The following is an 11,158-nucleotide window of genomic DNA, read 5'->3' as shown; positions in this document are numbered from 1 at the left end:
GTACTTTCTTCTTTAGAGCTTATTTCTTTGGTACTCTCTTCTTTAGAGCTCTCTTCTTTGGTACTTTCTTCTTTAGTTGTTTCCTCTTCAGTTTCTTCATTCATCACTTCAGTAGCTGTTGTTTCATCAACGGATGTGTCAGTATTCGTGGTAGTGTTCTCATTTGTACAACCAACTAATAGGGCAATGGCTGATAGAGATAGCACTCCCACTTTCATCTGATTTAAAATTGATTTTTTCATTCAACTCTCCCTTTCATCAATAGAATTTATTAATCAGCAACAATAAAATGAATATGCTTATTTTATGACAAACATATTTCATTCAGCTTTATTGTACGAACGAAAACCCAACAAGTCAAACAATTCAATATTAAATTAGATATAAACAACATATATTATAGATAATGAAAACTTGCTAGAAAATTTATTATTAAATTTAATTATCAAATTATTCAAAATTACTTAGCATAGATTGCTTAAGGTGAATCATGTAGCCGGCTTATCTTGAAGCTTAAATATAAAATTTAAAAAGCAAAGCCTATGAATTATGTTAAGAGGGATTTTATTTTTTTGTTAGTCGCTTTATAGAAAGAAAGTGTATAAATGAATCAGCAAAAACATCTATTATAATTTGAAAGAATTAGCGAACACCCCAATTAAAGTCATTGATTCAAAATTTAATTCAGGCGCTCAGTGACTGGTGGTTAAAAAAGCTGCAGAAGTTTTAGCCGCTAGAGAGGACTTTTAAGAAACGGTTAAAAGAATAGAAGGAACTATTAAGAAAACGCATCTCTTTATCAACGCTCCTACCTTGAAATATATGTTAAATCAGGATACATAGCTAGGGCGCAGGTTTTTGTTGCCAATAAGGTCATTTTAAAACCAGTAGTCTCGATGGATGAGGTTGGCGGCGGGGTAGCAATAGGTATGACCATTAGTTAAAAGGGTAATATTAAAAAGATTCAAAAATGAGTTAATAATTGTATGCAAGAGCATACAATTATTAACTATACTAGTGTTCATGCCTATGGAGGCCAATGCGTGCAAGAATTTGAGGAATATTAAACTTAATTAATTAGTAGGGGGCTAGATTATACGATGGAAATTTTAGCATTTGTAGCGATGAGTGCGAGGATAGGTTCGGTCGCTATCGCCTTAACTACTGAATCGAATAAGAAGGGGGTTAACTGGATTTTAAAAGGGTAATTATATATAGTGTGTTATTTATAGTCACCTTGGTGATCGCCACTCAAGGCTTTACGACTAAAATGGAGGTGGCTTGATGTTGCCACTTCTTTTCCCCTTTATTTATTTCACTATTATTTTTTAAAATTAAGGGCAACTCAATTGTCGATATAGGGTGGGGCTTAGTCTTTGTGTTGCAAGGAATCTTTAATTTTATTGTCGGCTCGGTAAGCTATTCGATTATTAAATACAATCAATTTGATTTTTCTATGAGTCATAATTACATTGTAATAATTAGCTTGCTAATTGCTGACATTGGTCTGTTTTTCGAAGTGGTTGGCGATGAACAAATTAGATAACACATAAATAAAAACACAGGCAAATGACTCCGAACAGACTTATGGTCAATGCCCCGTCATCCTAATTATTTTAGAGAGATCTTAGTTTGGGTCGACCTATATATTAGTGGGTTCACCTTATTATTTATTCAAGTCGTTCATCCTGTTTATTATATCGTTCTAGTTATTTCTCCTCTAGTAATGGCGACAGTATTGATAAAAATATCTATTCCTTTATTAGAAAAAACATGTAGTAATATGAAGGTTGGCAAGAATATACTCAAAGAGTCCCTATGTTATTTCCATGGGGCAAGAAATAACATCTAATAAAATAACTTCCTAACAAACTGTTTTGAGACAGTTTGTTAGGAAGTTATTTTGTATTAAAGTTCGAAGTTAAAATGGATAGGAGGTTGGAGGTCAAATCTATTCACTACGAAGAGCTTCAACCGGGTTTTTGCGTGAAGCTTGTTTAGATGGAATTAAACCAGCAATAAATGATAGTAGAATGCTTAAGCCAATTAAGATAAGGGCATTTTTAAAAGATAAGCTGACTGTGACCTCTTCTAATAAGTGCAGCAATAAATTGTTTAAAGGAGTGTGTAATAAATAAGTAAACCCGATGCCTAATAATCCTGAAAACAAGCCGATAATAATCGTTTCAGCATTAAAAACCGTTGAAATATTTCTTTTTGAGGCGCCGATGGCTCTTAGAATACCAATTTCTTTTGTGCGTTCTAATACTGAGATATAAGTGATGATCCCGATCATAATCGATGATACGAGTAATGATACGCTGACAAAAGCAATGAGAACGTAGGTAATAACATTCACAATTTCCGAAACGGAAGACATGATTAAGCCGGCAAAGTCGGAGTAGGTAATTTTTTCCTTTTCACTAACAGTCTGATTATAAGCTTCAATTGCGTCAGAAATAGCTTCTTTATCAGCAAAATCATCTGCATAAATACTGATTGCAGAAGGATTTTCAGTAGAAACGACACCAAATTCTTTTAAATTAGTGTCGTAACTAGCCGGTGCAATTGAAGAATCATAAATTTCAAGAAGGGACGAATCATCCAGGTCTTTAACGACTTGATTAAATGGATCCGCGATATTAGCCGGATTGTCAGCTAAATTTGGCTCTGTTGTTGCGAACGGTTCTAAGCTTTGCTGTTTTGCTTGAATTTGCTTAATAAATTCAGCTTGTTGACTGAGGGTGAAATCCTCTAAATAATGATAGACATCTTCAATTTTTTCTCTATCGTTAGCTGCTTCAAAAGCTAGACCATTTAAAACGTTGGTTTTTGGTTGCTTTTTTTGTGCTTGAACGATGTCACTTTGATTGACATAAGCCATTAAAAAGTTTCTTAATTTGCGTGTATAAGCAAGCGGAGTGCGAATGGTTAAGGTTTTAGCATTATCAACTGGTTGAATGATACCGGAAATTTTTATCGGGATAGCTTTTTCTTTAACAACTTTTTCAATCGTTAAGGGATCGTCAGTCAGTTTTTGATAATTACCTCGCGCGTTTTTCTCATAGTAATCACTGCGAGGTAATAAATAAAAAGTTTGATTGCGTAGGTCTTTAAACCGAAGTGTCTTTTTTTCGAGGAGAAGTTCTTCATCATTTTCTATTTGATTGAGAATTTTCTCATAATCTTCAGAGGGGAGCATGCCAAACTCGTAAAAATCAGAAAGGCTGATTTCATTGGCTTCATTTACAACCAGCACCATCTCATTATATTTTTCAGGCCATTTACCATCGATTAAATGATAATTATCCTTTACAACTGGGCTAATAACTTGCTCACCTTGACCTGGAAGAAGTTCGCTAATTTTTGTGTTGGGTTGATTAAACGAGTTTGAAGGGGAACTAAAGTTTGTTCTTGGTTGTCGATTCACACTTTCAAAAGAACTACCATCAGTATTGATCAAACGCTCATTTTCGTCGTAGGCGAATAAATCAAAATTGATAGCGTAAGAATAAACGATACCATTTTTGCCGACATAGTTAGAAAGTTTATTGTCATCTTGATCTAAATATTTTTTGAAAGCTGTTAAATTATTTTGGCGAAAAGAAGAATTGAACTCACTCATTTGTTCAAGCGATTCATTGTTACTGTAGATGACGTCTAAATTTTCATTGTTAGAGTCGGTATCTTCTGTTTCTTTAGTAGAAGTTTCCGCTCTTCTTGCCGACATTAATTGACTAAAGTCGACAGACTCTTGTTCAATGGTTATTGGATAGGCCGACATAGTCTCTTCTTGGACGTTATCAATATAGTTATTCACGCCGGTCGATAGCGATAGAATGAGGGCAATTCCAATAATCCCGATGGACCCTGCAAAAGCTGTCAAAAACGTTCGGGCTTTTTTAGCGTTTAAATTATTAAAACTTAACGACAAGGCCGTAAGAAACGACATGGAAGACTTGCCCATGCTTTCATGCTTAGAGTTTTTGTTTTCTTCAATGGCTAAAGGATGGGTGTCAGAAATGACTTTGCCGTCTTGCAATTCAATAATGCGGTTGGAGTATTGGTGAGCCAATTCAGCATTATGAGTAACCATCACGACCAAACGTTTTTTGGCAACGTTTTTTAATAGGTTCATTATTTGAAGGCTAGTCTGTGTATCTAAGGCTCCTGTCGGTTCATCGGCTAAAAGAATATCTGGCTCATTGACTAATGCTCGTGCGATCGCAACTCGTTGCATTTGCCCCCCAGATAATTGATTGGGCTGTTTGTTGATATGATCTTTTAACCCTACTTCCTCTAAGGCTTTGATAGCTTTTTGCTTCCGAAGCTTGGCTGAAATTCCTGAAATAGTAAGTGCCAATTCAACATTGGATAAAACGGATTGGTGAGGGATTAAATTATAGCTTTGAAAGACAAAACCGACCGAGTGGTTGCGGTATGAATCCCAGTCTTTGTCTTTATAATTTTTGGTTGAAATGCCATTAATAATAATATCACCACTGTCATAGCGGTCCAAGCCGCCAATGATATTGAGTAACGTCGTTTTACCTGACCCGCTGTGACCTAAAATAGATACAAACTCATTGTCTCTTAAATTGAACGTCACATTATCCAAGGCTTTTTGCTTAAAGCCCCCTGTATGGTAACTTTTGGTTATTTTTTCTATTTGGTGCATTGTAAAACTCCTTCATTGAAAGATTTACGAATAAATGGTAATAGTCTCATTTCAAACAAAGTATATCACTAATACCGACCTAATTCGATCCTAGCGCAAACAAAAAATAGCAACACAATATCTTCCACCTAAAAAAACTCAAGTCGAAAGTTTTAAGGTATGCGTGGGAAGCCTTGCGATAAAATAGTAAGTGTGATCAATTGTCTGATAAGGATGTTTTTTATATTGTTTGCTTAATGGGACATGAACGACTAAAATAATCCGTCAGGTAACGATTGGAGCATTATTTTATAATATAAATCTATCAGTTTCTAAAATGACACCAAGGGGAGCTAGTTTGTAGGATGCTTAAAGGGAACAGTGCATAAGTTTTCCAAGCAAAAGCCATTGTGGCCTACCACTTAATTAAATAGAATTTTAAGAAGTTATCTAATAAATCAGGCCTATTTATCAGAAACTCTGATAGGTCCGCGGCCTGTTAGTAAGTTATAATAGCATCAGGAATATTATTTAGATGCATCCATCCAAGATGTTGAGAGTGGTTTTGTTTATAGGAAGCCTGTTGTTCACAAAAGCGGTAGGACTTAAATAATGCTAGTGCAACTAATAGAAAAAGAGCGAGGGGTTAATTTTGAATAGTAAGCGTATGTTAGATTGTTTCGCAAGTGATTTTGCTACGATGACTTCCTCGGATTTACTCAATAGTATACGAGCTAATGAAGGCAGAACTTTATTAGTAGAATTAAGAGAAGATCGAACTCCTCACCTACCTGATCTTACTAACAGTGAACTTGCTCGAGCCGCTGGTGCGGATTTGATTTTGCTCAATCAAGTAGATGTTTTTAATCCAAAGATATGGGCTTTACCAGATACGCCACATCCAATTGAAACTTTGAAACAGTTTGTCCAACGTCCCATCGGTGTCAATTTAGAACCGGTAGCCAGTGAGGGACATTATTTGGAAAAAGTAAAGAGCCTAGTTGAGGGGCGTATATGTAGTGTTGAAAGCTTAAAAAGAGTGGAAGAATTGGGGTTAGATTTTATATGCTTAACAGGAAACCCACAATCCGGAGTTAGTAATCAGGCAATAGTAGAAGGTATTCGTCTGGCGAAAAACCATTATTCTGGTATTGTGATTGCTGGCAAAATGCATGGGGCAGCCTATGATGAACCTATTTCTTCAGAAGAATGGGTGCAACACTTTTTGACAGCTGGGGCTGAAATTATCATATTACCTCAAGTTGGAACCGTGCCTGGTTACTCGATGGAAGAGTTTAGGCGCAGTTGTCAGTTGATTCACAAAGTGGGGGCTTTGAGTTTAGCAGCTAACGGGACGAGTCAGGATTGTTCACAAAAAGAGGTGGTTACTCAATTGGGATTAACTGCTAAAATAGGTGGTGCAGATATTTTGCATATTGGTTGTTCAGGTAGTGGGGGCATTGCCCCGTTTGAAAATATTATGCAATTATCGATTGCCATTCGAGGGTTGAATCACACGCTTAGAAGAATGGCCATATCCAATCTTCGATAAAGACTCTGCTTCAAGACTTATTACTAAAAAAGATGGAAAGGATGTGGTAGGCTAGAATAGATAATTATTTAGGGATTTAGTCATTCCAACAACTTAAAGAATAAAGGAGAAAAATATGAAAAAAACATTAAAAAGCATCTTAGCAGCATCGCTCACTTTATCAACTGTGTTAGCACCTTTAACAGCTATGGCTCAAGAAGAAAATGCAGGTATAGAAATTAGCTTTATGATTCCTGATTGGGGAGCTCCATCGGATGAAATGTTGGCTAGATTTGAAGAAGAGTATGGGATTAAAGTCAATGTTTTACCAACTAGTTGGGACGATATTCGTGATAAGTTAGCGATTGCAGCTGCAAGTAACACGGTGGCAGCGGATGTCTTTGAAGTAGATTGGTCTTGGATGGGAGAATTCACCAGCGCAGATTGGTTGGCTCCTATTGATTTGCCAGATGCGGATGCTTTTCCAGCAATCGAGCAATTTATGCTAAACGATGAGGTCTATGCAGTCCCTTATGCAAATGATTTTCGGATTGCCTACTACAATACAAAAATGTATGAGGAGGCTGGCTTAGAAGAACCGCCAGTAACTTGGGATCAAGTGATGGAACAAGCTAAAACTATTAAAGATGCTGGAATTACAGAATACCCAGTATCGCTTCCGTTAGGTGCGGATGAAAATTTAACGACTACTTTCTTCTGGTTGACTTATACACGCAATGGTATTTTATTTAATGAGGATAATACTTTGAATGAAGAAGCGTCTCTCGATGCATTAACTATTATTAAGGCTTTATCAGATGAAGAATTAATTAATCCAGGTAATGTGAACGGTTCGGGAATGGACGCTTACAGACAGATTAACTCAGGAGATACTGCCTTTATAGTAGGCCCATCTTCATTTGTTGGTCGCGTTAATAATGAAGAGGAGTCAACAGTAGTTGGACAGGTAAAACCAATTTTACTGCCAGGTGTTGATGCAAACGCTGAAAGAACAGTACCTTTCCAAGAAGCAGTAGGTATTTCACCAAATACTGAAAATATGGAAGCTGCTCAAACCTTCGTTAAGTGGTATACTTCCGAAGAAACTCAATTAGAATTATTTGATGCGGTAGGAGCACTTCCTACACGATTAAGCATCTTACAGCAGCTAATTGATGAGGAAAAGATTAAAAACACAGGTGCGATGGTTGAATTGGCTGAAATGGTTGAATCACCATTCCCAAATGGGGTGCCAGAATATTACACTGAAATGAGTGCCGAAATTTATAATACTATCAATAAAATGGTAACTTCAGATCTTTCTGCCGAAGAGGTTGTTAAAGAATTAGTTGAAAAAGTAAATAGTGTTGTTGAGGAATTTGCTGAGTAATTAATAATAAATCTAGGTGTAGTGCACTACACCTAGATTTAAATTTTTAAGGGTTGATCCGTGCTATTATAAAAATGATAGTAGGGATCAATGATTTAAAAGGAGTTTATTATGAAAAAATCTAAAAAAGCCATTTTTCTAATCTTACCCATGATGCTTATCATGGGATTGTTCGTCTACTTACCAATTGTACGCACCTTCATCTACAGTCTTCATGCGTTTAAATTAAGTAGACCAGACCGCTTTAAGTTTATCGGACTCGATAATTATAAAGAGGTTTTACTCTCAGAAGATTTTCATCATGCTTTTCAAAATAGTTTGATGGTTTTTTTATTAGTCGTCTTTTTAACCGTCATTTCCAGCATTATTGTGGGACTTTTGCTCAATAAGCGGACAGTTATTAGCCCAATGCTAACGGGTATTGCAATTGTTCCTTGGGCTTTGCCCCCCCTAGTTAATGGTATTGTCTGGCAATTTATTTTTCATCCCAGTTATGGTTTTATGAATAAATTATTGATGAGTCTTTCAATTATTGATCAGCCAGTTGCTTGGATTAATAATCGTTATTTACTCCTAATTGTCGTTTCAATTGTAATTGCTTGGCGGGTGGTACCTTTTTGTGCCATTTTAATTTTGGCAACCCTACAAACAATTCCTAAAGAAATCTACGAAGCGGCTAAAATGGATGGTGCCAGTCGTTATTCAGAGTTTTTCTATATAACGCTAAGAATGATTTTGCCTACACTTTCAATTGTGTTAATCCAAGCAACTATGGCAGGTTTAAATGTTTTTGATGAGGTAATTTCTTTAGTAGGTTACCGTTATGAAGGACAAACCCTTTTAATATATAATTATTTAAATACCTTTAGCTTTTTAGACTTTGGTCTAGGGTCAGCGATTACCTATATAATCATGATTTTATCGGGGATTATTGGTTACTTTTATATTCGTTCGCTAAGATTGGAGGGAGATCATGCTTAAAAATAAACGTTGGGATTGGTTATACATTATAACTGTAATTATCTTTCTGCTATTCACTTTAGGTCCCCTTATTTGGGCTTTTATAATTAGCGTCACCCCTAAAGCAGAATTAATGAAAGCGGGAGGTCGCTTTCTACCCAGTCAAGCAACTTTTACAAATTATCAAAGCTTGTTTGATCCGACAGATAAGGCACATATAACCATTTTTAATGGCTTAAAGAATTCCTTAATTAGTTCCTTATATACTCTCTTTATTGGGGTACCTTTAGCTGTTTTAACCAGTTACGCTATGGTGCGTTTTCGCTTTCGCTTACGAAAAGTGATTTTACGCTTATTATTGATTACCATCGTTATTCCTGTGTTTACCACCATCATTCCAATATTTGCTATTTTTTCAAACTATCAGTTGCTGGATAAGCTTTTCTGGATTAGTGTCATTTATGTGACTGCTTTTTTACCTCTAGCAACTTGGATGTTGATTACGCATTTTAATAAGATTCCTAAAGAAATGTGGGAAGCAGCAGAACTCGATGGTTGTACAGAATGGCAGCTTTTCTGGAGGGTGATTTTACCCATGTCACGAACAGCTATTATTACCTGTGTCTTAATTCTCTTGTTAATGAGTTGGAGCCAATTTCAAATCCCAATGATTTTAACGTCAACTCAGAATAATAAAGTAATTACCCTAGTTCTATCTGAGTTTATGACAAGAGATGCTATTGACTATAGTATGATTGCAGCCTCTGGTTTAATAGCTATTATTCCACCAGCAGTTATCGCAATGGTTTTTAGAAAAGATCTTGTATCAGGTTTATCAGCAGGGTCAATTAAAGGATAGTATTTCCTAGAAAGGAACAATCCCCACTCCAATTCCCAGAAATGAAAGATGACTTTTTGCTCTTCTTTGCAAACTAGTGATTTGAGGCATTGAGTCAGGATGGATATCTTTAGAACCATAAATATGCTCTAAGGCCATATCAGGATAGGCAGAATGGGCGATTAGGTCAAAGTTACTTGAAAAAGATAGAATATTGCTTTGAGATCCTAATAAAAATGAGTTGTTAGGATTTAAGAGCCAAGAATAACAGTAAAAGTATTGTGCTGGGAAATTAGTTAAATATCTTTTTTTAAAGGCTCGAGCTAAGTAAAAAGCAGTTGAAGAGTGTGCTTCATCAATTAAACTATCTTGCATGATGTGGACACTAATAATAGGGAGAGCATCTTGAAGGATTTTACTACCGTTATTAATGTAAGAAATGTCTTTAGGAAGAGTGGCTGAATCAAAAAGAGTAAATTCAAATTGAAGCTCGCCTAACTTGAAAATCCTAAGACGAAAGATACGTGCTAACCATTCAAAATCATCTGTTGATAAACCGACAGACTGGGATAAGTTAATACGTAAAAAAAGGTCGGATAGTGTATTTTGTAATATATTAAGAGGGAGATCGTACTTTTTATACAGCTCTATTAAAGCTTGAATACATACAATCATAATGACCAATTGTTGCCAATCATTTAGTTGAATATTAGTTAGCAGAAAGTCTTGCTTAATAATTTGCTGTAAAACTGCCAAGTAAACTGTTTGATTATCTTTAAAGTCTTTTAACGCTCTTTGAATGGTTGTTAATTCAATCTGGCGAGACTTAATGGTTTGAGACTGATTGTATTTTTGACAAAAGGTTTGGATTTGTTGGCTATCAATCGAAAAGTTTTTAAACCAGTTTTGGTAGAAATACGAGTATGATAAGTAGGTCATGGTTGCTCCTCCTTGAAGATTTAAAATAAGTATAGCACGGGATCCTACTAAGCACACAAATTTGTTAAAGGAATGATTAAATGTCTAACGGGTTAACCATATATTTTGTCCGTCATGGTGAAACGTTTTTTAATAAGAATGGGCGTACCCAAGGGTGGTGTGATCCTTTATTGACAGCAGAAGGGATTCAAGCAGTTAAAGATTTAGGCGAAAAATTAAGTAAGGTTAAATTTGATGCGGCGATTGTAAGTGATTTAAAGAGAACACGTACCACAGCCGAAATTCTTATTGAACAAAGTATCTATCCGAATTGGATGATTCCCATTATAGAAATGGCAGATTTTCGAGAAATTAGCTTTGGTTCCTTTGAAGGTATGGAAAGCTATCAAACTTGGGATATCATAAGGAGATATTTGGGTTTTGATTCTGTAGAGAGTATGTTGAGAAATACAACAGAAAAACAAAGGCTGACAGCATTACAACCTGCTGACCCTCTAGGTCAAGGAGAAGACTATGCTGTTTATTGTAAGCGTCTTAAAGAAGGAATGGATAAATTGTTTAATGAATTAATTGAGACGGAGGCTTGTATCTTATTTGTTGGACACAGTATCAATATTCGCCATATACTTCAAATTCTATTACCAAAAACAGAACATATTGATGAGTTTTATGATATGCGGTCTATGAATAATGGGGGCGTGGTAATTATTCAAAAAGTAAGAGAGGGCTTTAAACTCAAACAGTTTATAGACAAAAAGTTCGCTTAACTAACAAAGGGTTGTTTTTGTTCACTTTATACAAAATACATTGTAAAGTTGAGCAAATATAACAATGAGAAATGAA

General features: G+C 35.7%; 9 protein-coding genes and 1 pseudogene. 7 read left to right on the top strand and 3 right to left on the bottom strand.

Annotated elements, in window-relative coordinates; all coding sequences use genetic code 11:
* The coding region (locus ACQV2S_RS07320) for a hypothetical protein (protein WP_428875345.1) at nucleotides 1-242 on the bottom strand (242 nt) is incomplete at its 3' end.
* Between the two features lie 1,136 nt (nucleotides 243-1,378).
* On the opposite strand from ACQV2S_RS07320, the gene ACQV2S_RS07315 reads away from it, so the two are divergent.
* Both ACQV2S_RS07315 and ACQV2S_RS07310 read left to right on the top strand, forming a co-directional pair.
* Entirely contained in the window at nucleotides 1,379-1,546 is a 168-nt protein-coding gene (locus ACQV2S_RS07315; protein WP_428874197.1) for a hypothetical protein, read from the top strand.
* Nucleotides 1,547-1,588: 42 nt separating this feature from the next.
* Nucleotides 1,589-1,852: pseudogene (locus ACQV2S_RS07310) on the top strand (DUF1295 domain-containing protein); the annotation flags it as partial.
* 99 nt (nucleotides 1,853-1,951) lie between these two features.
* On the opposite strand, the gene ACQV2S_RS07305 reads toward ACQV2S_RS07310, so the two are convergent.
* Nucleotides 1,952-4,678, bottom strand: a complete 2,727-nt coding sequence (locus ACQV2S_RS07305; RefSeq protein ID WP_428885298.1) for an ATP-binding cassette domain-containing protein — start codon at nucleotides 4,676-4,678, stop codon at nucleotides 1,952-1,954.
* Between the two features lie 631 nt (nucleotides 4,679-5,309).
* Between ACQV2S_RS07305 and ACQV2S_RS07300 the strand changes: the two genes are divergently transcribed.
* The 4 genes from ACQV2S_RS07300 to ACQV2S_RS07285 all read left to right on the top strand — a co-directional run bounded on the left by ACQV2S_RS07300 (nucleotide 5,310) and on the right by ACQV2S_RS07285 (nucleotide 9,397).
* The gene (locus ACQV2S_RS07300) at nucleotides 5,310-6,209 is read left to right on the top strand and encodes a haloacid dehalogenase-like hydrolase (protein WP_428882380.1); all 900 of its coding nucleotides are present in this window, start codon (nucleotides 5,310-5,312) and stop codon (nucleotides 6,207-6,209) included.
* 115 nt (nucleotides 6,210-6,324) lie between these two features.
* Nucleotides 6,325-7,578, top strand: coding sequence for an ABC transporter substrate-binding protein (locus ACQV2S_RS07295; protein WP_428885296.1), 1,254 nt, complete (start codon nucleotides 6,325-6,327; stop codon nucleotides 7,576-7,578).
* 111 nt (nucleotides 7,579-7,689) lie between these two features.
* Nucleotides 7,690-8,559: a carbohydrate ABC transporter permease gene (locus ACQV2S_RS07290; protein WP_428874202.1), complete on the top strand. Its 870-nt coding sequence runs from the start codon at nucleotides 7,690-7,692 to the stop codon at nucleotides 8,557-8,559.
* Nucleotides 8,552-9,397: a carbohydrate ABC transporter permease gene (locus ACQV2S_RS07285; RefSeq protein WP_428874203.1), complete on the top strand. Its 846-nt coding sequence runs from the start codon at nucleotides 8,552-8,554 to the stop codon at nucleotides 9,395-9,397. The genes ACQV2S_RS07290 and ACQV2S_RS07285 overlap by 8 nt, the downstream gene beginning before the upstream one ends.
* Before the next feature lie 6 nt (nucleotides 9,398-9,403).
* Here ACQV2S_RS07285 and ACQV2S_RS07280 read toward each other — a convergent pair whose 3' ends face one another.
* Nucleotides 9,404-10,315, bottom strand: a complete 912-nt coding sequence (locus ACQV2S_RS07280; RefSeq protein ID WP_428874205.1) for a hypothetical protein — start codon at nucleotides 10,313-10,315, stop codon at nucleotides 9,404-9,406.
* A gap of 80 nt (nucleotides 10,316-10,395) precedes the next feature.
* On the opposite strand from ACQV2S_RS07280, the gene ACQV2S_RS07275 reads away from it, so the two are divergent.
* Nucleotides 10,396-11,082, top strand: a complete 687-nt coding sequence (locus ACQV2S_RS07275; protein ID WP_428874206.1) for a histidine phosphatase family protein — start codon at nucleotides 10,396-10,398, stop codon at nucleotides 11,080-11,082.
* The last annotated feature ends 76 nt before the right edge of the window (nucleotides 11,083-11,158 follow it).

This window comes from Facklamia sp. P13064, from assembly GCF_050409425.1.
Taxonomy (GTDB): Bacteria; Bacillota; Bacilli; order Lactobacillales; family Aerococcaceae; genus Facklamia.
The sequence above is the reverse complement of the archived record's forward strand: the minus strand, read 5'-3'. Positions and strand labels throughout refer to the sequence as shown.